Raw genomic sequence first — 23,787 nt, 5'->3', positions numbered from 1 at the left:
TGTCGGCTCCAGCGCCGCCGGTCGCGATGTCGTCGCCGTCGCCGGCATAGCCCTGATCGTCTCCGTCGCCGGCATAGAAGGCGTCATTGGCATCGCTGCCGAGGCCAGGTTTGCCGCCGAAGAGGACGTCGTTGCCGCCCCCGCCGATGATCGTATCGTTGCCTTCGCCGCCGCCGAGGAAATCGTCTCCGTCGCCGCCGTCGATATCGTCGTTGCCGGTGCCGCCATAGGCCTGATCGTTGCCGCCCCCGCCGGTGACGACGTCGTCGCCCGCGCCGCCGAAGACCATATCGTCGCCGTCGCCGCCATCGACCGTGTCGTTGCCTTCGCCGGAGAACAGCGTGTCGTTGCCACCGCCGCCTTCGATCTCGTCGTTGCCGCCGCCGCCCGACATGGTGTCGGCGTCGTCGGTGCCTGCGAGCGTGTCGTCTTCCTCGCCGCCCGTGGTGCCGCCGCCGATGTCGCCATCATCGCCACCGCCGCTGTCACCACCACCACTGCCGGAATCCGGCACGGTGAGTGTAACGTCATCCACCTTCAGGCCGCCGTCGACCGAGATATCGGTGAACCAGAGATAACGGTTGCCGCCGACCTCAGTGTCGATCGAATCCGCAGCTGAGCTTCTGACCTCGGAGAAGACGAAATCGCCGTCTTCATCGTAGACATTCATCGCGACTTCGAGGTTGCCGGCGTCGTTCTCATAGAAGTTCCAATCGAATGTGTACCAACCCGACGAGCCGATCGTGGCGTGGTTCTGCAGTTCCAGGTTCTCATCCTGGCCAAAGCCCGCATTGTTGTTGGCGCCGACGAGAAGTGCGCCCGTGCTCGTATCCTGCGTGACGTGGAAGACGAAATCGCGCTGGTGCGCGCCGTCCTGACCATTGGCCGCGACCGAGACTTCGAACCCATCGCCGGCGTCCCAATCCGTGTCGAGGTAGATCTTGGTGGAAACCGTGTAGCCGTCGCCAAAATCGCTGCTGTAACCGCCGAGCTTGGTGTAGGCGGAGGAGCCATCCGACGCTTCCGTGAAGACTCCATATGTGTCGCTTCCGTCGTAAGCCACGGAAAGGACGCCGTCAGAGGTTGCCCCGTTCACAAGGAACGAGTCGGTGGCCTTGCTGTCTTGGAAGTCTTCCTTGAAGAGGACTTTGCTGTGCGCATAATCCGGGCTGTTGGCATCGAGCTCGTAAGTGATCGTGTCGCTGCCGAACCGAAGTCCTTCGACCCCCGTCAGCGTGTCGGTCCCATCGTTGCCATCGGCGTCATTTGTGTCGGTGACGGTGTAGCTGCCGTTTTTGGTCTGGGTAATCGTATAATCGTCGCGGTTTCCGCCGAAGAGGGCCACGTCGTCGCCAGCGCCGCCTGTGAGGTTGTCGTCGCCCGCGCCGCCGGTAAGCGTATCGGAAAGGCCGGAGCCTGAGAGGACGTTGGCGTCTTCACCCGCGGCCCAATCGACCGTCGCACCATCACCGCTGATCGCCGAGACGTTCGAAACTTCGCTATCGCCAACGATCTGAACGCCGGCTTCCCCCACGTCGGTGAAGGTGTTGCCGTCACCGAATGTCACTTTGCTCGTATCGTCGCCGAGATAACCGACTGCGACGCCGAGGCTGAAACCCTCGAAGCTATTTCCGGTAATCGTCGCTTCAGAGCCATCACCGAAATAGGTTGTGACAAGAATGGCTGCCGAACCAGATTTGTCAGTCGAAGCCACCCCTGTGATCTTCGTGAAGCTGTTGTCCGTGATAGAAGCGACCGCGCCGCTTTCCACCTCGACGCCGTAGTCGAGACCGTCGACGTCACCCTTGCCGGTATAGGTATTGCCTTCAAAGCTGCCGGTCGCCTTTTCGCCGTAATAAGCGCCGATGCGGCCGATATTGCTGAAGGTGGAATCACTGACATCGAGAACGGCATTGTCGCCCCGCGCCGCGACGGCTGTGCCAAGATAGGTCGAGTAGTGGATCTCATCGAAAGCGCTCTCGGTGACGGACAGATCCCCGTGCGTACGGATGGCCTCGTACACCTCATGCCCCTTGCCATCGACGGTAACGCCGCTGATGTCGACGGTGGCGCCCTCTTTGACGAGGATCATGGCACGCGCGTCGTCAACGGATCCCGTATCTGCCGTAGGTACGATGAACGTTTTGCCCGTACCCGCCCCGGTGATGGTGACGTCGACGTCAATGGTGAGTTGTCCATTCGCGCCAGTGCCCTCGGCTGAAACGGTGCCTTCACCGAGCTCAATTCGATAGCCGTCGCTGCACGCGCTAACGGCGTCTTCAAGGCTGCTATACGTACCCGAAACCTGAGTTCCGTTCTCGTCATATACACTTATGGTTGCTGTCTGGGCCAATGTCCCTGTCTCCTCCGCCTTAGATTCTGCGCGCCGCTACAAATGCACGCAGCCCAAGCCGCCAGAGACGCTTTCAACTCTGAATAGATGCAATCCGGGATCGTCGAAAACTTCAGCATAACCAGCGGTTTTGGCAGGAAACATTTGAGTACCAAAATTGACTTAATGCAAATGCAAAACCTCATGTTTCCGAAAAATTAACTGCGTTGGCTCGGTGAAGACGGCCACATGACGCGGAGATGAGAGGGCCAAGGAGGGTGTTCGGCTGATTGTGGACAAAAGATTGGAGAGGCTGCCACCGCTGTTTCGCCATTCTCGCCTGGATATTCGGTGTCCGCGGCCTCGCACGAACCTGTTGAGTCGCCCCGGCACGGTCGCAAAATCCTTCGCCGTCTGCCGGGGCTGCCCGCAGGAATATGAAAAGGTTCAGGAAAGATGCTGGATGACGCCTACAATCCGGCCCGAAGCGCCGTGTTCGAGGAGATCCGCCGGGTGGTCGCCGAAGCGATCGAAAGCGGCATTTGCGTCGATACCGGCAGTCAGGCCGAACGGATCGACCGCATCTGGCCGCAAAGCGGTCTGAGCGCCGATGATATCGCCAGCGCGCTGTCGGAAGCGGCGGTGAGCGCGCGCATCACCGTCAAAATGAGCCGGCCGCGTCCGCATTGATGGCCATCGGGATCGAAAGATCGGTCTCGGACGGCGGACCGTTTCTCCGAAGATTTACCGAAATCGGTCGCCCCACGTGAAAATGGCGACCAGACACAAAGCGGGCGCGAGAATCCTCTCGCGCCCGATCTAGAAGGATTTTTGCCGAGCGGGTTTTGAGAAAGTGGCAAGCACCCAAAACCGGCTGGACGCAGAGAGCCTCAGGCTTTCAGAGCTTCGGCCGCATCGACGAACGGCTTGCCGAGGGCGTCCGCGACGGCGCGATTGGTGACCTTGCCGCGATGCACGTTGAGGCCGGCGAGAAGATGCGGGTCGGCGGTCAATGCCGCAAGGCCGCGGTCTGCGAGCGCCAGGCCGAAGGGCAGGGTGGCGTTGTTCAAGGCATTGGTCGAGGTGATCGGCACGGCCCCCGGCATGTTGGCGACGCAGTAATGCACGATGCCCTCGATCTCAAACGTCGGTTCCGCATGGGTGGTGGCGTGCGAGGTCTCGAAACAGCCGCCCTGGTCGATGGCGACGTCGACGAGAACCGCGCCCTTCTTCATGCCCGACAGCATCTCGCGCGTGACGAGTTTCGGCGTCGTCGCGCCCGGAATGAGGACGGCACCGATGACGAGATCAGCGGCGAAAACGGCCTCTTCGACGGCCGTCGGTGTGGAGAAGGCGGTCTTCACCCGCCCCTCGAACAGGTCGTCAAGCTCGCGCAGCCGCGGAATGGAGCGGTCGAGAATGGTGACGTCGGCACCGAGGCCGAGTGCCATCTTCGCGGCCTGCTTGCCGACGACGCCACCGCCGATGATCGCGACCCGCCCGGATGCGACGCCCGCGACGCCGCCGAGAAGCACGCCCCGCCCGCCGCAGGCTTTCTCGAGCGCGCGAGCGCCGGCCTGGACGGAAAGGCGGCCGGCGACTTCCGACATCGGCGCAAGCAGCGGCAACCCGCCATGGGCGTCGGTCACCGTCTCATAGGCGACGCCGGTGACGCCGGAGGCGATGAGCCCCTCAGTCTGCTTCGGATCCGGAGCAAGGTGCAGGTAGGTGTAGAGGATCTGGCCTTCTTTGAGCTGCGCCCACTCGCTGGGCTGCGGCTCCTTCACCTTCACGATCATCTCGGCCGCTGCGAAAACCTCTTCGGCCGTGGCCGCAATCGACGCTCCGACCGCCTCATAATCTTCATCGGATGCATCGATGCCGGCGCCGGCTCCGCTTTCGATCATCACCTGATGGCCGTGCGCCACGTATTCGCGTGCCGCCGCCGGCGTCAGGCCGACGCGATATTCGTGGTTCTTGATTTCCTTGGGACATCCAACACGCATTGTTCTCTCCTCTTGGTGGGAAGGAAAAGAAAGCGCAGCAGATGCGCAATGTCTTTGCAGAAAGAGCCGGGGAGACAGTCCGCCAAGCAAACATCTTGCGGCAGAGCCCTAATCCGCGCAATCATCCACACATGTACGAGGTTGATCATTTTGATCTTGCCATCATGCGGGCGCTGGAGCGAGAGGGGCGGCTCTCCAACACGGCGCTGGCGGAGCGCGTCGGCCTGTCACCCTCGGCATGCTCGCGGCGTCTCGATCGTCTGGAGAAAGAAGGCGCCATTAAGGGCTACCACGCCCGCCTGTCTCACCGACATCTCGGGCGGCCCGTCACGGTTCTCGTCAACATCGCGCTTTCCGGCCAGAGCGAACGGCATCTGTCGGAGTTCGAGGCGGCGGCGCGGCGCTGCCCGAACGTGCTGTTCTGTTTTCTAATGTCGGGGGAATACGATTATCTTCTGCGCGTTGCGGCGCGCGATCTCCAGGATTTCGAGCGCCTCCACAAGACGGTGCTGTCGGCTTTCCCGCATGTCGCGCGCCTGAACTCGTCCTTCGCCCTGCGGGAGGTGGTCGACCGGCCAGTGCGATCCTCCGACTTCCTGGAGGACGAAGACTGAACGGTAACGACAGGCCCGCCGCGGCGCCGGGGCTAAATCGCCTGTGAGGTGACGAAGCTCACACCGGCCGAAGCCATCTCGGCGCGCGCCTTGTCCAGAGAACCATCGAGATCAATTGCCCGGCAGGCATCTTCCACGAGCACGACTTCGAAGCCTTCCTTGCGCGCATCGAGTGCCGACCAGGCGACACAGAAATCGGTTGCGAGACCTGTGAGAAACAGGCGGGCAAAGCCGCGCTCGCGCAGATAACCGGCAAGGCCCGTCTCCGTCGTCCGGTCGTTCTCATAGAAGGCGGAATAGGAATCGATGCCGGGGCGAAAGCCTTTGCGCAGAATGAGCTCGGCCGGCACCGTATCGAGCTTGGGGTGGAACGCCGCGCCGGCGCTTCCCTGTACGCAATGCTCAGGCCACAGAACCTGTTCGCCATATTCGGCAGCAAACGTCTGGAACGGGTCGCTGCCGGGATGCGCGCTGGCGAAAGACTGGTGCCCGGCCGGGTGCCAGTCCTGGGTCAGCACGACATGCTGAAAACGCGGCATCAGAGCGTTGATGACCGGCACGACCGCGTCGCCGTTGGGTACGGCAAGTGCGCCCCCCGGGCAGAAATCGTTCTGGACGTCGATGACGAGAAGGAGGTCTTTTGTCCCGATGCTGAAGTCGCCCATGTCGCTGTCTCCGTTCTTACCCTCACTGTGGCGCGGCGCCGGGCGAACGCAAGGCCCGATTTCCGGACTTGCGGGAGAGAAGGGGACGCAAAGGAGAAATGCGTCCCCGAAAATCGCCGGCCTCAGCCCTTCACGCCGCCCTGTGCCAGGCCGGAAACGAGCGCGCGTTGCAAGAGAATGCCGATGATGAGCGGCGGCAGGGCCGTCAGAATGCCCGCCGTTGCGAGCAGGCCGTAATCGGAGACGCGGCCGCTGGCGAGATTGGCGATCGCCACGGTAAGCGTCTGGCTGCGGTCGTCATTGGTCAGGATGAAGGCGTAGAAGAACTCGTCCCAGACGAGGAGGATCGAGAAGAGCACGACGGTCGCGAGCGCCGGTTTTGCCATCGGCAGCGTGACGCTGCGCAGGACCGTCAGCATGCTGGCGCCGTCGACGAAGGCAGCCTCTTCGATCTCGTGTGAGATGTTGTCGAAATTGCTCTTCAGGAGCCAGGTGGTGAAGGGCAGGACGATGGAACAGTCGACCAGCATCAGCCCGGTCTTGGTGTTCAAAAGGCCGAGCCCATTCAAGAAGGCGAAAAGCGGCACGATGAGCGCAACCGGCGGCAGCATGTAGGTCGCGACGACGACATAGAGAAGGTTGCTCTGTCCGCCCTTGGAGCGGGAGAAGGACCAGGCGGCGGGAATGGCCGCGCAAAGTGCGATCGCAGTCGCGCCGAAGGCGACGAGGGCCGTGTTGCGCATGGCGTAGAGGAACATCTCGCCGCGGCTGTTGGGCTCGAGCGTCGTGAGCTTGGCGTAATTGTCGAAATTCAGCTTCTCGGGAATCCACTCGAAGGGGAGGGTCGTCAGATGCGTCGTCGTGCTGACGCTGACGAGGAGAAGCCAGAGGATCGGCGCCAGGATGATGACGGCGACGAGGATGGCCAGAGCGTGCAGGACGACGCGGAGGGCAAGAGGTTGTTTCATTGTGCCCCCTGGCGGCGCAGGAGCGCCACATAGACGTTGATGAGAATGAGGCTGACGAGCACGATCAACAGGCCTTGCGAGGCACCGGATCCGGCCCGGAAGTTCGAGAAGGCTTCCTGGTAGACCTGAATGCTCATGGTCTTGGTGCTGTTGGCGGGGCCGCCCCGCGTCATCACCCAGACGATATCGAAGACCTTGACGCCCTCGATGGTGCGCAGGACGGCCGCGACCATCAACGGCCCGACGATCGCTGGCATGGTGACTGTCTTGAAGCGCGACCACGGCGAGGCGCCGTCGATATGGGCGGCCTCCAGCTGCTCGCGCGGTACACCTTGCAGGGCGGCGAGCGTGATCATTGCCACGAGCGGCACCGTCTTCCAGATGTCGGCGACGGCGATGGCGTAGATCGCGGTTGCGGGCGAGCCGAGCCAACTCTGATAGGAATCCAGGAGGCCGATCTGCGTCAGAAACGCGTTGAGGCCGCCGAAATCGGGATTGTAGATCAGCCGCCACGACATGGCGTTCACCACTGTCGGCAGCGCCCAGGGGAGGATCAGGAGCGCGCGAAAGAAGCGCCGGCCGTAAAGCGGCTGATCAAGCAGCAAAGCCACCAAGACGCCGAGAACGAGTTCCAGCGAAACGGTGAGGGCGACGAAGAAGATCGTCGTCGCAAGCGCGCCGCGAACCTGCGGCGAGCGGAAGGCACGGATGTAATTGTCGAGGCCGACCCAGTCGCCCGTGTACTGGGTCAGATGTGCCGAGGTGAAACTCATCCATATCGTGTCGAGGAACGGCCATCCGACGATGATCAGGACACCGACCGCGAGAGGGGCGATCATGAGCCAGGCAGTCAGACGCTGCCTGGAATGATACGATAAGGATGAGCGCATCGAAGAAAGGCCTTACTGGTCGGTCAGGGATTTAATCTGATCGGCGGCCGAGCCGAGGGCGTCTTCCGGGGTGGAGGCACCGAGAAGGGCTTCCTGGATAGACACCTGCAGGATGTTCGACGCTTCCTGATAGTTCGGCAGTGTCGGGCGCGCGATCATCGCGGTGAAGGCGTTGCTTGCAGCCTTCATGAGATCCTCGCGGCCAGAGACGACCTCGGAATTCTCGAAAGAGGCTTTCCAGATCGGCAGGCTGCGCTCTGCGTGGCTGTTCTGCATCTCCGGCGAGGACATGTGCTGGACATACTGCCAGGCGATATCGGCGTTGCCGCTGTTGGCGGTGACGCCGAGACCCATGGAGCCGTTGACGCCGGAAGCTTCGGTGCGGTCTTCGACACCGAGCGGTGCCATGACGCCAACCTTGCCGCTGATGTCGGACTCTTTCGGATCGTTGGCGAGGTTGTACATATACGGCCAGTTGAGGGCGAATGCCGCCTGGCCGCTCGAAAACACCCGACGCACATCCTCTTCAAGATACTCCGTCGAGTTTGGGTTGGTGATGCCGTCGTCGAGGGTGGAGACCATGAACTTCAACGCGTCGAGGCCGCCATCTTTCTGGAAGACCGGGGCCCCGTCCTTGTCGAGGAACTTGCCGTCGAAGGCGTCGAGAAGAACGGTGTAGTCGCAGATCACGGCTTCCGCCTGCGCCCAGCTCCACACGATCGGGTAGTCGACGATACCCTGCTCTTTCATCGCCTTGGCCTGCTCGACGAGCTCGCTCCAGGTCTGCGGAGCGTGATCGAAGCCGGCCTTCTCGACCATTTCCTTGTTATAGAAGAAGAGCTTGGAGCTGTTCGTCCACGGCATGCCGTAATAGTGGCCGTTATATTCCACCGTCGTCCAGGCGCCGGGGAAAATCTCGTCTTTGACGTCGGCGGAGATGTTGTCCGTCTCGTCGGCGAGGATGCCACGCTTGGCGTATTCCGCAGTCCAGATCACGTCGAATAGGACGACGTCGTAACCCTGGCTGGAATTGCTGGCGAGAAGGGTCTTGTCGCGCAAGCCTTCGTAGGGGACGAACTCGAGATTGATTTTGACGTCGGGGTTCGCCTTCTCAAATGCCTCTGTCATGCTGCGGACATCGGCCTCATTGTAGGAAGCCTGCGACATGTAGAGAGCATTGATGGTCGTCTCCGCCGAGGCCGGGCCGGCCGTGGCCAGGCCGAGCGACGATGCGACCAAGGCCGTGGCCGCACTGATGCGTAAAATGTTCATGCACTTGGACTCCATTTCAGTTGCGGACAATTCCAGCGACATCGAAACCGCAAGGATTAATAATTCAAATTGTTTTGCTAAATAGATCAAGGGCAAAATTGCCTGTCAACAAGCGCTCGCCGGGTATGACACGCTTGGTGCACTGCAAAAAGCTGCTGATCCGTCTTGAAAAGGCGCCCCATTCGCCCGGACGAGCGCGCCCCTTCTGAGCAGTGGGATTGCACATGGTCCGGGCCGCGGTGTGGCCCGAATCCGTGCGTCCACGACGCCTAAAGCGCTCCGAAAAGGCCGGCGCCTGCGGCATTTTCCAGCTCTGGCCCGTCTTCCTTCGCGAGCGGATGCAGGAGGCGTGACATCGGCAGCGCCGCTGCCCCTGCCGCCGGCGTATCGAAGCGGACCTCGCCCTTGATGAGCCGCGCGCCTCGGGTCCCTGGGCTTGCCGCTGAGCTCGGCAGCAGTGGAAAAGTCTTCTCGATCAAGGCGCTCAGGATTGGGTCGGGGAGCAGGCCCCCGACGACGATGCCGCTCGGGTCGAAGAGATTCTCAAGCCCGTTGACGGCGATGCGCAGATAGTAGGCGGCGTCGTCGAGCCACTTTGCGAGGGCGTTATTGCCCATCTGAAAGGCTCTCAAGAGCAGCTCGGGGCTTGCACCTTCCCACTCGTTCTCAGTTTGCAGGATCGCCTCGTAGGCGCTGTGCAGCGAGACGTAGCGCTCCAGGCAGCCGCGATTGCCGCAGGCGCAGGGCTTGCCGCCGGGATTGACGATGAGATGTCCGAGTTCAGCCGCTCTTTGTCGCACGCCGGTGAAGGGCCGCCCGTCGATGACGATGCCGCCGCCGAGCCCGAGCCCGAAATAGATGTAGATAAAGGTCGGGTGTGTCTGGCCGAAGCCGTAGAGGCTTTCGCCGATCGCCGCGGCTGTCGCGTCGTTATCCACGAAAACCGGCAGGTTGAGGCGTCCGGAAAGCTCCTGGGCGAGCGGAAAATCGAGCCAGCCTTCCATCGTGAGGGGGCCGCGCGAGGCGAAGGTGCCGCTTTCGAAAAAGCCCGGCATCACCGCGCCGAGCCCGAGAAGGCGCCGGCGGATTTCGTCGTTTCCGTTGACCAGGCCATCGACGGCGCGCTCCACCAGCGGCAAGACCTCGCCCGGATTTTGGCGCGCGATCGGAAGGGCGGTGCGTGCAACAATGTGGCCCAGAACGTCGACGAGCAGGCCGACAAGCTGGTTCTGATCGAGGTGGATGCCGATCGTGTAGGCGCCTTCCTCGTCGACCACATATTCAGTGGCGGGTTGGCCTTTGCGGCCGAGGCGCCGGCCGGTCTCCTTGATCAGGCCAAGGGCAATCAATTCCCCGGCAATGTTGGAGGCGGTCTGTGAGGTGAGGCCCGTCATGCGGGCGATCTCTGAGCGCGACAGCGGCCCGTGCTTCAGCACCGCTTCGAATGCCACGCGGCGATTTCGTCTTCTCGCATGTTCGAGGTTTGTGCCCTGAAGCGACATTGCACTCCGTCTCGCTGTAAATGGTTGAGTTTTCCAAAACGTTTTGATTAATAGGAGGCCATCACGTCAATCAACTTCCTCGATACGGACACTCAGGCTGCGTTATGACCATGAAAATCAGCGACTTTATCGCCCAACAACCGGCGACGGTCGAGAAAGTCCTGTCCGACCTGCCGTCACAGATTGAAGCGGCGCTCCCAGAATCGGAGCCCGAACGCGTCATTTTGATCGGCACCGGCAGTTCGATGAATGCGCTCCTTGCCGCCTCCGACAGCTTTTCCGGTCTCCCTGCCGAGCTTGCGCTGCGCAGCCCGCTGACCTTCCTTGCCGAGACCGGCGAGCGACGTGTCGCAAAGAGCCTTGCTATCGTGCTGTCCCAGTCGGGCAACAGCAGCGATACGATCGCAGCGACGAAACAGGCCCGCAAAGAGGGCATGGACGTCATCGTGGTGACGGCCGGACGGGATGCGCCGCTTGCCGCCTGTGATGTGAATCTCGTTTGGCTTCCGGTCGAGGACGAGACCGTCGGCCCCAAGACCAAGGGCTACACTGCGAGCGTTCTGGCGCTACGGTTGATCGGCCTGGCGCTCAGCGGCAAGGCGATGCCGGGAGCGGCAAACGGTTTCGTCGAGGCTTACGCAGAGTTGATTGAGACGGCGCGCATCTGGTCCACCAATCTGGCTCCGAAGCTCGCCGGCGCCGATGTGATCGCCGTGCTGGGGCAGGGGCGGCATTACGGTTCTGCCCTGGAGGGATCCTTGAAAGTGGCGGAGATGGCCGGCATTCCCTCCTTCGGTCTCGAAACCGAGGAGGCGAGCCACGGACGTCTGCATGGTCTCACCAAGAAGAGCGTGACGATTGCGCTTGCTTCGAATGCGGACGAGCTCGATCTGGCGCGACGCGTTGTGGCTGCGATGGCGCATTACGGTTTGACGGGCTTCATTTTCGATCTCGCGGGCAAAGAGCCCGCCGGAATCGTCTGGCCGGCACCGGGAGAGGCGACGGCCGGTTTCGATACGTTGAGCGCCGTCGTGCCGTTTCAGTGGCTGGCGATCGATCTTGCCGCAGAGCGTGGCCTCGTCCCGGAGGATATGCCTTATCCAGGCATGACCAAGCGGCTCGGCATCAAGGTCGGAGAGGCCGTTTGACGCCCGAATTCCTTTTTGCGGTTGATGTCGGCGGATCGTCGGTGAAGCTTGGCATCGTCGACGGCAAAGGCGTCGTCGTCGCCAAGAACGCGCTTCCATTTCTGTCGCTGGCAAGCTTCGAAGCCCTCGCAGAGGAGGCCGCCGAAAGCCTCGACGCCTTGGCCCGCTCGGTTGCCGCGGCGCCTGAGGCGATTGGCATCGCGGCCCCCGGCTATGCGGATCCCGCCACTGGCCTGCCACTCGACGGCACGGGCAACGTCCCGCTTCTTCAGGGCGGCTCGCTTGCAGAAGAGCTCGCCAGGCGGTTGAACGTGCCCGCCGCAACCGACAACGACGCGATCTGTGCCACGCTCGGAGAATTGGAGTTCGGTGTCGGCAGGCGCGTTTCGAGCTTTGCGCTGATCACAGTGGGCACGGGGATCGGCGGCGCCCTTGTGATCGATCGCCGTATCGTGCGCGGTCGTGACGGCAAGCCGCCGGAATTTGGCGCCATGGTTCTGGAGCCGGGTCATCCTTATGAACGTCAGGGCCTGCGCGGGACCTTTGAGGATCTCGCCGGTGGCAAAGCAATCATTGCCGCCTATGCCGCGCAGACCGGAGAAGCTGCCGAAGATCTCAATATGAGCCTCTTGCGCGAACGCGCTCTGGCCGGTGACGCCCGAGCCGACGCGGCATTCGAGACGATGGGGCGCTACATCGCTCAGGCATTCGGCACGATGATCAATCTCACCGCGATCGAGCTTTGCGTCGTCGGTGGCGGGATCTCGCTCGCCGGAGGCTTTCTGCTCGATCGTATCCGCCGGCATCTTCGGGCAAATACCTGGCCGTATCTGGTTGCTGATGCCCGGATCTTGGCGACCGAGCATGGTAACGATTCCGGTCTCATCGGAGCTGCGGCCATGGTGCGCCGCCGTCTCAATCCTGTGGCGGGCGAGAGCGTTCCCGTCATCAAACCATCGGCATTCGTTTGAACGAGGTGACCGCCATGGCCCGAGAGCTGCAAGTTGAGCTTCGAGGTGTGCGTAAGAAGTTCGGGGCCGCGGAGGTGATCCGTGGCGTCGACCTCGGCGTTGAGGCCGGGGAATTCGTCGTCTTCGTCGGGCCGTCGGGATGCGGAAAGTCGACGCTCCTGCGCTTGATCGCGGGTCTGGAGGAGATCACCTCCGGCGACCTCTTGATCGAGGGGCGTTCGGTGAAGGATCTGTCGCCGGCCAAACGCGGCATCTCGATGGTGTTTCAGTCCTACGCGCTCTATCCGCATCTGACCGTGGAAGAGAATATGGGCTTCGGACTGAAGCAGGCGAAGGTCGAGAAGTCGGAGATCAAGCGGCAGGTCACCGAAGCGGCCGAGATGCTGCGCCTGTCGGAGCTTCTCCAGCGTAAGCCGCGACAATTGTCCGGCGGGCAACGCCAGCGTGTTGCCATCGGTCGTGCGATCGTACGCGATCCGAAGGTCTTTCTGTTCGACGAGCCTCTCTCCAATCTCGATGCGGCCCTGCGCGCCCAGATGCGCATCGAGATCGCGCGCCTGCATCGCGACATGGACGCCACGATGATCTACGTCACGCACGATCAGACGGAGGCGATGACACTCGCCGACCGCATCGTGGTTTTGAACGAGGGGCAGATCGAACAGGTCGGCACGCCGCTTGAGCTCTACGGCAAGCCGAAGACGCGGTTCGTCGCGAGCTTCATCGGCAGCCCGCAGATGAATTTTCTGCCGGTGCGTGTTGCCGGGACGGCGGACGGTGGTCCTCGCCTCAAGCTGCCGAACGGGGTTGAGATGGCTTTCCCGGAAGTGCCCCCGGCTGCGATCGACCGGGACGATGTCGTGCTCGGTATCCGCCCTCACGAGATCAAATTCAGTCGCGAGGAAACCCAGGGCATTTCGGCCGAGATCGTCGTGGTCGAGACCTTCGGCAACCACACGCTTCTTTATGCCAATATCGGTGAGGACGATCTCGTCACGGTCGAGACGGCAGGTATCAGCGATGTGACGACGGGTGAGCGCGTTTGGCTGAGTTTCGATCCGAGCCATTGCCATTTCTTCGGAAAGGATGGCCAGGCTCTATAGCTCGGGCCGAGAGCTTTACGGCATAGGCCGCCCTTATGCTCGAAGGGGCGGCCCGAAGGGAGCGGCTGAGGCCGGGCTCTTCTTGTCGAGATCGTGCCCCGATAGATATGCTCACCTGCAACGAGCGATATGCCTGGTGCCCCGCGTCGAGGGTGTCGGGCTCTACAGCCTGCGGCATTATGGCTGGCTTCAGCTGGGGATGCCTGTAAAAATCGTCATACATCGAAGTATTATTTATGAATACCGATGTAAATATTGCAGAAATTGGTGCTTCCAGGTGCATTTTTATGGCAGGAAGCAACCTATGGGCGTTATAAATAAACCAAAGATAGAATTTCCTCCTGTTGCAAGTGGGTAACGAAGCAGCCCACGGCGAGACCGACTTGACATAAGCCGTGGTTAGCGCCAGTAAAAGCCCGTTACCGGTTTCCGAGCGCGCGAGCGTGAGGATGAAAAGGGAATACGGTGAGGCTCCCCAAGAAGGGCCGAAACCGTAGCTGCCCCCGCAACTGTGAGCGGAGAGCAGGGCTGGGAGTGCCACTGGCGCGCGAGCGCTGGGAAGGTAGCCTTTGCTTGGTGCCGCGAGCCAGGAGACCTGCCGGTGATGTGCATCGGGCTGTGTGGGCCGTCGATGCATAACGAGGGATGTCGGGGTCTGCATCCAGCGACGAAAGTCACGGCAGGCAGCGCGTGCGCTTGCTTGTCATATTTCGGCGTTGGGCGGAGCGGTCATCCTGATGGAAGAGCATTACCCAACTCATAAGTGGCGGATCCAGGACTTCGTCGACATCCCGACGTTGCAGCGGATTCAGGACACTTTCGCCAAGGCCATGGATATGGCCGCGGTGACAGTTGATCGCGACGGCGTGCCCGTCACAAAAGCGAGCAATTTCCAGCCCGTGTGTCGTTTGATGCGCTCCACGACCGAAGGGTTGCGGCGCTGCCATGCCTGCGACGCTTGCGGGGGGCTCGCCGCCTATCGGTCTGGCCGGCCGGCGACCTATGTCTGTCATGCCGGGCTCGTCGATGTCGCTGCGCCGATCATCATCGAAGATGAATATCTCGGCTGCCTTTTGTGCGGCCAGGTGATGCTCGAAGATGAGCGCGAGCGCACCATTCGGAACGTGCTCGACCGAAACCATTCGCTTGGCATTGCTCCGGCGGAGCTCGAAGAAGCGGTCTACGCCATGCCGGCGGCCGATCGTGACCGTCTCGATTCCGCTGTTGAGATGCTGATGCTGGCGGCGAGCCACATCATCGAGATTGGCAAGACGAACTTGATCCAGGCGCGCCTCCTCAAGGAGGTGAAAGCCAAGGCCGCCACCGAAAAGGCGCTGCAGGATGCTCAGCTGCGGGCCTTGCAGGCGCGGGTCAATCCGCATTTCCTGTTCAACTCCTTGACGCTCATCGGCTACACGGCTTTCGAGGAGAGGGCGGTGAAGACCGAGGAAGTCGCCTATATGCTGAGCGACATCCTCCGCTACAGTCTGCGCAATCTCGCCACGCTGGTGCCGCTCAGCGAAGAATTCGACATGATCGAGCGCTGCTTGCGCCTCCATCAGCTTCGCTTCGGCGACCATCTGAGCATTGAAGTCGATCTCGACGAAAGCCTGCGCAACTGGCCGGTCCCCTGCATGGTTCTGCAGCCGCTTGCCGAGAACGCGATCGTGCATGGGGTCGAAGCGCTCTCACGGCCGGTGCGCGTGCGCGTTTCGGCTCGCAAGGTCGATGATCGCGGTTTGATCGAGGTCTATGACAACGGCGCGGGTATGAGCGAGGCTCAGGTCGCCGCGCTCAACAACGATCGTTGTGTCCTGCAGCAGGCGGAACGGAGCCGGGCGGCTCTGGGACTGCAGAGCGTCATTACCCGGCTCGACAGCGAGTACGGCAACGACTTCGATCTCAAAGTGACGAGCAGACTGAATGAGGGAACCCGAATTGAGCTTTCCTGGCCACTCGGCGACTATGCGCAGCTCGAAAATGCTTGAGCTCGCCCGTACTGAGCGTTTTGCTTCCATGTTTCAGGGGGCGTTTCAGCAGGAGTCCTCGGTTCGACCTGGCCTTTTGGTGGCCGACGACACACCGATCATTCGCTCGACGATCAGTCGCGTCGTTGCCGCAGAGGCTCTCGACTTCGCCAATGTCTGGGAAGCCAAGAACGGCTCCGAAGCGGTCGAGGTCGCCCGGCGGGAGCGGCCCGAGCTCATTCTGATCGATATCAAGATGCCCGGCGTGGACGGGTTGGAGGCGGCGGCGATCATCAAGGCCGAGCTGCCCCGCACGCGGCTCATCTTTCTCACGGCTTATGATGAGTTTGCCTATGTGCAGCGCGCCCTCAAGATCGGCGCGCTCGATTATCTCTTGAAGCCGATCCGTCCGACGAAGCTCGGCGAATTGCTGCGCAAACTCCACGGTGAGATTTGCACGGAATTGAGTGCGTCGTCGGCTAATGACGCGGAGATCGCTCGTGACGTCACGCCGGCCGCAACGCCCTGTGCGCCGGAGAGAGATCCGGTCAAGCGGGCGGTCGCCTTCATCTCCGAGAACTATGCCGACGAAAACATGTCGCTCGCGGCTGTCGCCAACGTCGCGCATCTCAGCCCGTCACATCTTGCGCACCGTTTTCGCGAATGCGTCGGCGTCAGCTACAAGCAGTTTCTCACCGAAAAGCGCATCGAAGCCGCCAAAGACCTGCTTTTGACGACCGACACGACCAATGAGGCGGTCGCCGAGCAGGTCGGCTATGCCAACGTCACCAATTTCTATCGCCTGTTCCAGCGTGAGACAGGCATGACACCGGCGCAGTTCCGCAGATGCGAGAAGGAGCCGGAGGCCAGCTCGGAGTGACCTTCGGGCCGCCTATCTTCGAGGATGGGCGGCCGCTTCGTCTTCTCACTCATGCACGGTCTTTGCGATCATGCATGGCGATGCCGATCGGCGTCACAAACATCGGGTGGGACGGCAACTTTGTCGGCACGCCCGTCATCTCGCCTACGATCTCGGCCATGCCGGGCATGCCGCTTGTGCCTCCAACGAGGTGAATGGTCTTGACGTCGTATGGTGCGATATGGCGGGCCACGATGCTGCCGACCTTCTGCATCACCGGTCTGACCAGCGGATAAAGTGATCGGGCTCGTTTCGGATCTTTCTTGATATCCTCCGCCTCCTCGAAGGAGACGCCGAGGGCACCTGAAAGTACCAAAGTGAACTGGGTCCCGCCGGTCGCCTCGTCGGCGGTATAGACGACTTCGCCATCCTTGAAGATCGCAACGCCCGTCGTGCCGCCGCCGACGTCGACCACCGCCCCATCCTTGATCTGCAGGAGGGCATTGGCCGCTGTCGGCTCATCGACGAAGTGCTCGCATTCGAGCCCCGCGCCGATGACGACGTTTTGCGTCGCCTTCACCTCCGCCGGGGCAACGCCGGGCGGGTAGGAGGTCGCCGCGCTCTCAAGCTGAAAGCCGAGATCCGCCTCCACCTCTGCCTTCATGCGCGACAGGATCTTAATCGCGCCGATGAAATCCACCACGAGACCGTCACGCACGATTTGCGCGAACTGATAGCGCCCGGCGAGCGGCTGCCCGTCCTCGTCGAGGACGACGAGAACGGTGTAGGCCGTGCCGAGATCAACCCCGACATGGACGCGGCCCTTGTAAGCCTGTTGCGCTGGCGTCTTGTTGAAGACGCTGACCGCACGGGCGAGGATGTCGTCGGCGTGGTTGTTCATGGTTCCTGCCTCACGCAGCTTCTGCTCTCGCCTTTTCGGTCAGGCGGAGGGTGTCGATCGCGATCATCTTTTCCTCGTCGGTCGGCACGACCATCGCCGCCGTCCGGGAATCGCGGGTGCTGATGCGGCCATCTTCCCCAGGCGCCTCGTTGGCGTCACCATCAATGGCAATGCCGAGGAAGTCGAGCTTCTCGCAGATGCGTGCCCGCATCGACGGGCTGTTCTCGCCGATCCCCGCGGTGAAGACCAGCGCATCGAGCCCGCCCAAGGCTGCCGCATAAGATCCGATATATTTCCGCGTCATGTAGGCGAACATCTCGAGTGCGAGTTCGCAACGTTCGCATCCGCCCTCGGCGCGTTCCTCCACTTCGCGCATATCATTGCTGATGCCCGAGACGCCGAGGAGGCCACTCCGTTTGTAAAGCATGGCCTCGATGTCGCCGAGACTCATGCCGAGTTGCTTGTTGAGATAGAAAATCAGGCCCGGATCGACGTCGCCGGAGCGCGTGCCCATCATCACGCCCGAAAACGTGGCAAAGCCGATGCTCGTATCGATCGAGCGTCCGTTCTCGATCGCGTCGATCGTGACCCCGTTGCCGAGATGGCAGATGACCATCTTGAGCTCGTCCACCGGTCTGCCGAGCATGTCCGCCGCCCTCTGATTGACGAAGCGGCAGGACGTTCCGTGGAAACCGTAGCGACGAATCCGGTGCTCGCTGTAAAGCTCGTAGGGCAGGGCATAGACATGCGCATATTCGGGCATGGTCTGGTGGAACGCGGTGTCGAAGACGACCACTTGCGGGACGTCCGGCAGCAATTTGCGCGCCTCCACGATGCCGACGAGATTCGGCGGATTGTGAAGCGGCGCGAGCGGGACGCATTCCTCAAGCTTGGCGATGACCTCGTCATTGATCACCGACGATTTGACGAAGGTGTCGGCGCCGTGGACGGCGCGGTGGCCGACCGCCGTGACCTCGCTGATATCGTCGATGACGCCGGCCTCGGGGTCGAGCAGGATGTCGATCATGGCGGTGAAGGCTGTGTGATGGTCCGGCACCGGCAAGACGCGGACATGTTTCGATCCGTGAGCGGTATATTCCAGTCGCGAGCCTTCCTCGCCGATCCTGCTGACGAGGCCTTTGGCGGCGACGATTTTGAGATCGGTCGTGTAGAGCTGATATTTCAGCGTCGAGCTGCCGCAGTTGATAACCAAAATCACCGGTGAACACTCCGCAAGCATGGCCGCACTACCTCTGCGAGGCGTGGGGCGCCGGTTTTCGTTGAGCCGTGCCGCATCGCGGCCGCCGGCGACGGATGTCAGAGGCTGGCCAGAACGCGCTCTACGATCTGGCGAATGAACTCGTTGTCGTTGGAGACTTTGTTGCTGCCAGCCTTCTTGGCCGCATCGGTGGAGAGAACGATCTTGATCGCCTGCTCCTGGGCCGCATTCTTGAAGATCTCGTAGGCTTCGAGGATCTCGTTGATGTGGAAGTGGTGCGAGACCAGGCTGCTCGGATCGAGCCTTCCTGCCTGAACCATCTTCAAAAGAACCGGCACCGTGCTGTTGTCGACCACGCCCATCCGCAGGGTGATGTTGCGCGTCCAGAGCGTTTCGTTGTGCAGTTCGGTGCTCTTGTGGAAGATGCCGATATTGGCCATGCGGCCGCCCGTAGCGAGGATCTCCTGCGCCAGCTGGAAGGTGGCGGGATTGCCGATCACCTCGATGACGGCGTCCGCGCCGCGCCCTTCGGTGAGTGTCATCACCTTCTCGCGCGCCTTGCCGTCCTTGTTGTTGATGGTGTCTGTGGCGCCGATTTCGCGCGCTTTCGCCAGGCGATTGTCGTCCAGATCGATCGCGATGATCCGGGCTGGCGAGTAGAATTCGGCGGCGAGGATGGTCGCCAGCCCGACAGGCCCGGCGCCGATCACCACAAGGGCGTCGCCCAGGCCGACCTCCGCACGCTTGACGCCGACCTCGAGGCCCGTCGGCAGAATGTCGGCAAGCATCAAGGCCGCTTCCTCGTCGACGCCGTCGGGAATGCGAAAGAGGCTCGAATCGGCAAGCGGGACGCGCGCGTATTCGGCCTGTACGCCGTCGATCGTGTGACCGAGCAGCCAGCCTCCGCGCTCGCAACTGGAGTGAAGCCCCTTCCGGCAGGGTTCGCAGCGTCCGCAGGACGTGTTGCAGGGAATGATGACGTGATCGCTGACCTTGAGGTCCTGCACGGCGGGGCCGATCTCGGTGACGTAACCGGTGGCCTCATGGCCGATCGTGCGGCCCGGCTGAACATCGGGCACGCCACCACGCAGAATCGCAAGATCGGTACCGCAAAGCGTCGTCTTGCTGATCTGGACGATCACGTCCGCCGGGTGCTCGATCTTCGGGAGAGGTTTGTCTTCCCAGGAGATCTTTCCAGAGCCGTAATAGACCAAAGCTTTCACAGTAGATGCTCCAGATGGGCGCACTTGTCCGCGAGGCGGTCAAGGACCCCGCGTTGAACCGGGCATTGTCCGGGTTTCAGCAAAACCGGCAGATATCTCTGGGGTCTATTATCGCGACAGAAGATATCGTCGGGCATTGCTGGCGTAATCGGCAACCTCACGCGCAAGACAATTGTCAGCCGTACACGCTTGTGCGCACGGCAGAACCGGCTTTTTTTAGCCGGTACTTTCTTATGTGGCAGGCGAGGATGCGGCAATGCAATTAGCCGCTATGGTTGTGCACTTTTCGGCTGAGTTCGTACACTCTCGGGCCGAACAAAAGCCGATTTGTGGAGTGGCTCCGCCGGTCCGTGCATTGAAGGTGTGACCCCCGCCGTCTAAAACCGCGACTGTATCAAAAGGAAGAACAAATAAGCATGTCGCGGACGCAGTTCGACCAGGAAGAAGTATCGACACGTATTATTCAAGAATACGTGCCTGGCCGGCAGGTAACGATTGCTCATATTATCGCGAATCCGGACGCCGCTTTGTGTCAAAGGGTCGGCCTTGAGGACGCGGAAGCGGTCGGGATCCTAACTGTGACGCCGGGCGAGGGCACGATCATAGCGGGCGATCTGGCGATGAAGGCGGCTGATGTCACCATCGGTTTCCTGGACCGCTTCAGTGGCACGCTGGTGGTGTGCGGCAGCCTGGATAGCGTCGAGGTCGCCGTCGAGGCGGCCAATCGTGGGCTCCAAAGTGTCCTGGCCTTCTTCCCGGCCAAGGTCACACGGACATGAGGCGGGGCGGAGTAGCAATGGCTACAACGGAAACTCCCTCCGAGCAGCGCTTTATGGTGCTCGGCTCCGTCGGCTTCGGCAAGACGACCCTGCTGCGTGCTCTTGAAGGCGCGGGCGAGGCGGCACGCAAGACCCAGATGGTCGACTACGCCGGCTGGGGCATCGACACCCCCGGGGAATACTCCGAGATGGGGATGTTCCGGAACCATCTGATCACGACCGCGAACGACGCGTCAGTGCTCCTGGTGATCCAGGATGCCACGCGAGCGCGCTCCAGCTTTCCGCCTGGGTTCTTCCTGATGTTTTCCCAGACCGTCATCGGCCTGGTCACAAAGATTGATCGTCCCGACGCCGACATCGCTCACGCCTCACGGCTGCTCCGCGATGCCGGGGTGCGTGGGGACATCTACCCCGTCTCTGCGGTTGAAGGCACCGGCATTGAGGAATTGCGCCAACGTCTTCTTGCCCTGGGACTGGTTCACCACAGCGCTTCTAACACAGAGGAGTGAAGCAACATGGCAAATACACCGGGTGAAGCCCTTGGCCTGCTTGAGACGAAGGGTCTTGTCGCGATGGTCGAGGCGGCCGACGCGATGGTCAAAGCGGCCAACGTCACGCTGATTGGCACGGAGAAGATCGGTTCCGGTCTCGTGACCGTCATGGTCCGTGGCGATGTCGGCGCCGTGAAGGCTGCGACTGATGCGGGTGCCGCTGCGGCCCAGCGCGTCGGTGAAGTGGTTTCGGTCCACGTCATTCCGCGGCCGCACATGGATACGGAAAAGCTCCTGCCGAAACTGCCGGGCAGCCAGAGCTGATCTGTACGCACTAGTCATTAAAGGATGACACGCCATGGACGATAAACTCCTCGACCAGATGGTGCAGCAGGTGATGCAGAAGATCGGCGGCAACGCCGGCGCTGCTCCGGCTGCCCCGGCTGCGTCGCAGCCCGCCAACAAGCATCCCGGCTTGACGGAATTCGTCGGGACTGCGGTCGGCGATTCGATCGGCATCGTGATCGCCAATCTCGATCCGAAGCTGCACGAAATGCTCGGCTTCGACCCGAAGTACCGCTCGATCGGCATCTTGAGCTCGCGGACCGGTGCTGGCCCGCACATCCTTGCCGTCGACGAGGCCGTGAAGGCGACCAATACCGAGGTCATCTCGATTGAGCTTGCTCGCGACACCAAGGGTGGTGCGGGTCATGGTTCGTTGATTCTTCTGGGTGCCGAAGAGGTGTCCGATGCGCGCCGCGGTATCGAGGTCGCTCTGAAGGATCTCGAGCGCACCTTCGGCGACGTCTACGCAAACGACGCTGGCCATATCGAACTGCAGTATACGGCTCGCGCCAGCTACGCCTGCAACAAGGCGTTCAACGCCCCGATCGGACGCGCCTTCGGTCTGTGCGTCGGTGCTCCCGCCGGTATCGGGGTCGAAATGGTCGACGCTGCGGTGAAGTCCGCGGATGTTGATCTTCTCGGCGTTGCTTCGCCGGCCAAAGGCACGTCCTTCTCCAACGAGGTCATCGGCTTCTTCAGCGGTGATGCCGGTGCGGTCCGCCAGGCGGTCGTCACGGCGCGCGAGATCGGCGTGAAGCTCCTCGGAACGCTTGGCTCGGAGCCGAAGACGGGCGGAACCCCGTACATCTGATCGAGAGCCAGCCTTAGCGAGGAATAATAGTATGGCCAAAAGGCACAAAAGATTTGAGGCTCTGGAGAAGCGGCCCGTCAACCAAGACGGATACGTGACGGAATGGCCCGAAGTCGGCATGATCGCCATGGGCAGCCCGAACGACCCGAAGCCGAGCATCAAAATCAAGGACGGTGTGATCGTCGAAATGGACGGTCGCACGCATGAAGAGTTCGACTTCAACGAGATCTTCATCGCCAAGTACGGCATCAACACCAAGGTTGCCGAAGAGATGATGGCGATGTCGGCAGTCGACATCGCCCGGATGATCGTCGACATCAACGTGCCGCGCGAGAAGGTCGTTCGCGTCTTCTCGGGTCTCACGCCTGCCAAGATCGCAGCGGTTGTGGACGAGCTCAACGTCGTCGAGATGATGATGGGCGTGCAGAAGATGCGTGCCCGCCGCACCCCGGCGAACCAGGCTCACGTGACCAACACCCAGGACAATCCCGTCCTGATGGCGGCCGACGCGGCTGAGGCGACCTGCTACGGCTTCGCCGAGATCGAGACGACCGTCGCTGTGTTCAACTATGGCCCGTTCAACGCGCTTGCGCTTCTGATCGGTGGCCAGGTCGGCCGTCCGGGTGTCCTCTGGCAGGACTCTCTGGAAGAATCGATCGAGCTCGAGCTCGGCATGCGCGGTCTGACCGCCTATGCGGAAACCGTCTCGGTCTATGGCACGGAGCGGGTGTTCATCGACGGCGACGACACGCCGTGGTCGAAGGGCTTCCTGGCTTCCGCCTACGCCTCACGCGGCATCAAGATGCGCTTCACCTCCGGTACCGGTTCGGAAGTGCAGATGGGTTACGCCGAAGGCAAGTCGATGCTGTACTTGGAGATCAAGTGCATCATGCTGACCAAGGCGGCCGGCGTGCAGGGCCTGCAGAACGGCTCCATCTCGTGCATCGGCGTTCCTGCCGGCGTCCCGGGTGGTATCCGTGCCGTCCTCGGCGAGAACCTCGTCACGGCGTGCCTCGATCTTGAGAACGCGTCGGGCAACGACCAGACCTTCTCGCATTCCGACATGCGTCGGACGGCCCGCCTGTTGATGCAGTTCCTTCCGGGAACCGACTTCATCACCTCTGGCTACTCGGCCACGCCGAACAAGGACAACATGTTCGCCGGTTCCAATGTCGACATCGACGACATTGACGATTGGCTGATCATTCAGCGCGACCTCAAGGTCGATGCTGGCCTCGTTCCAAGTTCGGAAGAGAAGATCATCGAAGTCCGCAACAAGGCCGCCCGCGCCATGCAGGCAGTCTTTACGGAACTCGGTCTGCCGGCGATCACCGACGAGGAAGTCGAAGCAGCAACCTACGCCTATTCGAGCGACGACATGCCGGCGCGCGACAAGGTGCGGGACACCAAGGCTGCCCAGGACATCCTGAAGCGGGGCATCACCGGTCTCGATGTGATCAAGGCTCTTGCCAAGCAAGGCTTTGCGGATGTGGCGAACTCGGTTCTGTCCATCCAGAAGCAGCGCGTGGCGGGTGACTATCTGCACACTTCGACGATCTTCGACACGGACTTCAACCCGATCGCTGCCGTCAATGACCTGAACGACTACCAGGGCCCTGGCACTGGATATCGGGCCGAAGGCGAGCGCTGGAAACAGTTGCAGACGATCCGTCAGGCCATTCGGCCTGAAGATCTCTAAGCCGCGGTCAGGAGATAGACAG

Annotated in this window: 22 protein-coding genes and 1 riboswitch; of the genes, 12 read left to right on the top strand and 10 right to left on the bottom strand. The window is 61.7% G+C overall.

Features of this window, described 5'->3' with window-relative positions; translation table 11 throughout:
* Nucleotides 1-2,092, bottom strand: a 2,092-nt coding sequence (locus J2R99_RS17690) for a calcium-binding protein (RefSeq protein WP_370872415.1), incomplete at its 3' end; no start/stop codon positions are given.
* Between the two features lie 696 nt (nt 2,093-2,788).
* On the opposite strand from J2R99_RS17690, the gene J2R99_RS17685 reads away from it, so the two are divergent.
* On the top strand, nt 2,789-3,022 hold the full coding sequence (locus tag J2R99_RS17685; protein ID WP_307155663.1) for a hypothetical protein: 234 nt from the start codon (nt 2,789-2,791) through the stop codon (nt 3,020-3,022).
* 200 nt (nt 3,023-3,222) lie between these two features.
* Here the strand turns inward: J2R99_RS17685 and ald are convergent, their stop codons facing one another.
* Nucleotides 3,223-4,338 (bottom strand): alanine dehydrogenase, encoded by a 1,116-nt coding sequence (ald, locus tag J2R99_RS17680; RefSeq protein WP_307155662.1) that lies wholly within the window; start codon nt 4,336-4,338, stop codon nt 3,223-3,225.
* A gap of 131 nt (nt 4,339-4,469) precedes the next feature.
* On the opposite strand from ald, the gene J2R99_RS17675 reads away from it, so the two are divergent.
* Nucleotides 4,470-4,952: an Lrp/AsnC family transcriptional regulator gene (locus J2R99_RS17675; protein ID WP_307155661.1), complete on the top strand. Its 483-nt coding sequence runs from the start codon at nt 4,470-4,472 to the stop codon at nt 4,950-4,952.
* 32 nt (nt 4,953-4,984) lie between these two features.
* Here the strand turns inward: J2R99_RS17675 and pncA are convergent, their stop codons facing one another.
* The 5 genes from pncA to J2R99_RS17650 form a co-directional block, all read right to left on the bottom strand.
* Nucleotides 4,985-5,617, bottom strand: a complete 633-nt coding sequence (pncA, locus tag J2R99_RS17670) for a bifunctional nicotinamidase/pyrazinamidase (RefSeq protein ID WP_307155660.1) — start codon at nt 5,615-5,617, stop codon at nt 4,985-4,987.
* Between the two features lie 122 nt (nt 5,618-5,739).
* On the bottom strand, nt 5,740-6,585 hold the full coding sequence (locus J2R99_RS17665) for a carbohydrate ABC transporter permease (protein ID WP_307155659.1): 846 nt from the start codon (nt 6,583-6,585) through the stop codon (nt 5,740-5,742).
* Nucleotides 6,582-7,424 carry a carbohydrate ABC transporter permease gene (locus J2R99_RS17660; protein WP_307155658.1) on the bottom strand — a complete coding sequence of 281 codons (843 nt, stop codon included), beginning with the start codon at nt 7,422-7,424 and terminating at the stop codon, nt 6,582-6,584. Before J2R99_RS17660 ends, J2R99_RS17665 begins: the two co-directional genes overlap by 4 nt.
* Before the next feature lie 63 nt (nt 7,425-7,487).
* Nucleotides 7,488-8,741, bottom strand: a complete 1,254-nt coding sequence (locus J2R99_RS17655; RefSeq protein ID WP_370872433.1) for an extracellular solute-binding protein — start codon at nt 8,739-8,741, stop codon at nt 7,488-7,490.
* A gap of 275 nt (nt 8,742-9,016) precedes the next feature.
* Complete coding sequence (locus J2R99_RS17650; RefSeq protein ID WP_307155656.1) at nt 9,017-10,198, bottom strand: ROK family transcriptional regulator; 1,182 nt, start codon at nt 10,196-10,198, stop codon at nt 9,017-9,019.
* 155 nt (nt 10,199-10,353) lie between these two features.
* Between J2R99_RS17650 and J2R99_RS17645 the strand changes: the two genes are divergently transcribed.
* The 5 genes from J2R99_RS17645 (at nt 10,354) to J2R99_RS17625 (ending at nt 16,318) form a co-directional block, all read left to right on the top strand.
* A complete protein-coding gene (locus J2R99_RS17645) occupies nt 10,354-11,397 on the top strand; it encodes an SIS domain-containing protein (RefSeq protein WP_307155655.1) in 1,044 nt (347 codons plus the stop codon).
* Nucleotides 11,394-12,368 carry an ROK family protein gene (locus tag J2R99_RS17640; RefSeq protein WP_307155654.1) on the top strand — a complete coding sequence of 325 codons (975 nt, stop codon included), beginning with the start codon at nt 11,394-11,396 and terminating at the stop codon, nt 12,366-12,368. The genes J2R99_RS17645 and J2R99_RS17640 overlap by 4 nt, the downstream gene beginning before the upstream one ends.
* 14 nt (nt 12,369-12,382) lie before the next feature.
* Entirely contained in the window at nt 12,383-13,471 is a 1,089-nt protein-coding gene (locus J2R99_RS17635) for an ABC transporter ATP-binding protein (protein ID WP_307155653.1), read from the top strand.
* A gap of 406 nt (nt 13,472-13,877) precedes the next feature.
* Nucleotides 13,878-14,088, top strand: a riboswitch (cobalamin riboswitch).
* Between the two features lie 120 nt (nt 14,089-14,208).
* The gene (locus J2R99_RS17630) at nt 14,209-15,459 is read left to right on the top strand and encodes a PocR ligand-binding domain-containing protein (RefSeq protein ID WP_307155652.1); all 1,251 of its coding nucleotides are present in this window, start codon (nt 14,209-14,211) and stop codon (nt 15,457-15,459) included.
* Nucleotides 15,460-15,538: 79 nt separating this feature from the next.
* On the top strand, nt 15,539-16,318 hold the full coding sequence (locus J2R99_RS17625) for a response regulator transcription factor (RefSeq protein WP_307155651.1): 780 nt from the start codon (nt 15,539-15,541) through the stop codon (nt 16,316-16,318).
* 49 nt (nt 16,319-16,367) lie between these two features.
* On the opposite strand, the gene eutJ is transcribed toward J2R99_RS17625, so the two are convergent.
* The 3 genes from eutJ to J2R99_RS17610 all read right to left on the bottom strand — a co-directional run bounded on the left by eutJ (nt 16,368) and on the right by J2R99_RS17610 (nt 19,640).
* The gene (eutJ, locus tag J2R99_RS17620; protein ID WP_307155650.1) at nt 16,368-17,198 is read right to left on the bottom strand and encodes an ethanolamine utilization protein EutJ; all 831 of its coding nucleotides are present in this window, start codon (nt 17,196-17,198) and stop codon (nt 16,368-16,370) included.
* A gap of 10 nt (nt 17,199-17,208) precedes the next feature.
* Nucleotides 17,209-18,417, bottom strand: coding sequence for an acetate/propionate family kinase (locus tag J2R99_RS17615; RefSeq protein ID WP_307155649.1), 1,209 nt, complete (start codon nt 18,415-18,417; stop codon nt 17,209-17,211).
* A gap of 98 nt (nt 18,418-18,515) precedes the next feature.
* Nucleotides 18,516-19,640, bottom strand: coding sequence for a zinc-binding dehydrogenase (locus J2R99_RS17610; protein WP_307155648.1), 1,125 nt, complete (start codon nt 19,638-19,640; stop codon nt 18,516-18,518).
* Between the two features lie 416 nt (nt 19,641-20,056).
* Between J2R99_RS17610 and eutS the strand changes: the two genes are divergently transcribed.
* From eutS to J2R99_RS17585, 5 genes are read left to right on the top strand one after another with little or no spacing between them, the layout of a single operon-like run.
* Nucleotides 20,057-20,419 (top strand): ethanolamine utilization microcompartment protein EutS, encoded by a 363-nt coding sequence (gene eutS, locus J2R99_RS17605; protein WP_128293627.1) that lies wholly within the window; start codon nt 20,057-20,059, stop codon nt 20,417-20,419.
* Between the two features lie 17 nt (nt 20,420-20,436).
* Nucleotides 20,437-20,928, top strand: a complete 492-nt coding sequence (locus J2R99_RS17600; RefSeq protein ID WP_307155647.1) for a EutP/PduV family microcompartment system protein — start codon at nt 20,437-20,439, stop codon at nt 20,926-20,928.
* Nucleotides 20,929-20,934: 6 nt separating this feature from the next.
* Nucleotides 20,935-21,234, top strand: a complete 300-nt coding sequence (gene eutM / locus J2R99_RS17595) for an ethanolamine utilization microcompartment protein EutM (RefSeq protein ID WP_092814156.1) — start codon at nt 20,935-20,937, stop codon at nt 21,232-21,234.
* Between the two features lie 34 nt (nt 21,235-21,268).
* A complete protein-coding gene (gene pduB, locus J2R99_RS17590; protein ID WP_307155646.1) occupies nt 21,269-22,066 on the top strand; it encodes a propanediol utilization microcompartment protein PduB in 798 nt (265 codons plus the stop codon).
* 31 nt (nt 22,067-22,097) lie between these two features.
* Nucleotides 22,098-23,765, top strand: coding sequence for a propanediol/glycerol family dehydratase large subunit (locus J2R99_RS17585; RefSeq protein ID WP_307155645.1), 1,668 nt, complete (start codon nt 22,098-22,100; stop codon nt 23,763-23,765).
* Nucleotides 23,766-23,787: the final 22 nt, after the last annotated feature.

It is taken from the genome of Rhodopseudomonas julia, assembly GCF_030813515.1.
Classification (GTDB): Bacteria; Pseudomonadota; Alphaproteobacteria; order Rhizobiales; family Afifellaceae; genus Afifella; species Afifella julia.
The sequence above is the reverse complement of the archived record's forward strand: the minus strand, read 5'-3'. Positions and strand labels throughout refer to the sequence as shown.

What these genes read in the sequence shown, in the direction of transcription:
- J2R99_RS17675 (WP_307155661.1), top strand. Translation starts at nt 4,470, where the DNA reads ATGTACGAGGTTGATCATTTTGATCTTGCCATCATGCGGGCGCTGGAG.
- J2R99_RS17600 (WP_307155647.1), top strand. Translation starts at nt 20,437, where the DNA reads ATGGCTACAACGGAAACTCCCTCCGAGCAGCGCTTTATGGTGCTCGGC.
- pncA (WP_307155660.1), bottom strand. Translation starts at nt 5,617, where the DNA reads ATGGGCGACTTCAGCATCGGGACAAAAGACCTCCTTCTCGTCATCGAC.
- J2R99_RS17685 (WP_307155663.1), top strand. Translation starts at nt 2,789, where the DNA reads ATGCTGGATGACGCCTACAATCCGGCCCGAAGCGCCGTGTTCGAGGAG.
- J2R99_RS17645 (WP_307155655.1), top strand. Translation starts at nt 10,354, where the DNA reads ATGACCATGAAAATCAGCGACTTTATCGCCCAACAACCGGCGACGGTC.
- J2R99_RS17665 (WP_307155659.1), bottom strand. Translation starts at nt 6,585, where the DNA reads ATGAAACAACCTCTTGCCCTCCGCGTCGTCCTGCACGCTCTGGCCATC.
- eutS (WP_128293627.1), top strand. Translation starts at nt 20,057, where the DNA reads ATGTCGCGGACGCAGTTCGACCAGGAAGAAGTATCGACACGTATTATT.
- eutM (WP_092814156.1), top strand. Translation starts at nt 20,935, where the DNA reads ATGGCAAATACACCGGGTGAAGCCCTTGGCCTGCTTGAGACGAAGGGT.
- J2R99_RS17585 (WP_307155645.1), top strand. Translation starts at nt 22,098, where the DNA reads ATGGCCAAAAGGCACAAAAGATTTGAGGCTCTGGAGAAGCGGCCCGTC.
- pduB (WP_307155646.1), top strand. Translation starts at nt 21,269, where the DNA reads ATGGACGATAAACTCCTCGACCAGATGGTGCAGCAGGTGATGCAGAAG.
- ald (WP_307155662.1), bottom strand. Translation starts at nt 4,338, where the DNA reads ATGCGTGTTGGATGTCCCAAGGAAATCAAGAACCACGAATATCGCGTC.
- J2R99_RS17635 (WP_307155653.1), top strand. Translation starts at nt 12,383, where the DNA reads ATGGCCCGAGAGCTGCAAGTTGAGCTTCGAGGTGTGCGTAAGAAGTTC.
- J2R99_RS17630 (WP_307155652.1), top strand. Translation starts at nt 14,209, where the DNA reads ATGGAAGAGCATTACCCAACTCATAAGTGGCGGATCCAGGACTTCGTC.
- eutJ (WP_307155650.1), bottom strand. Translation starts at nt 17,198, where the DNA reads ATGAACAACCACGCCGACGACATCCTCGCCCGTGCGGTCAGCGTCTTC.
- J2R99_RS17660 (WP_307155658.1), bottom strand. Translation starts at nt 7,424, where the DNA reads ATGATCGCCCCTCTCGCGGTCGGTGTCCTGATCATCGTCGGATGGCCG.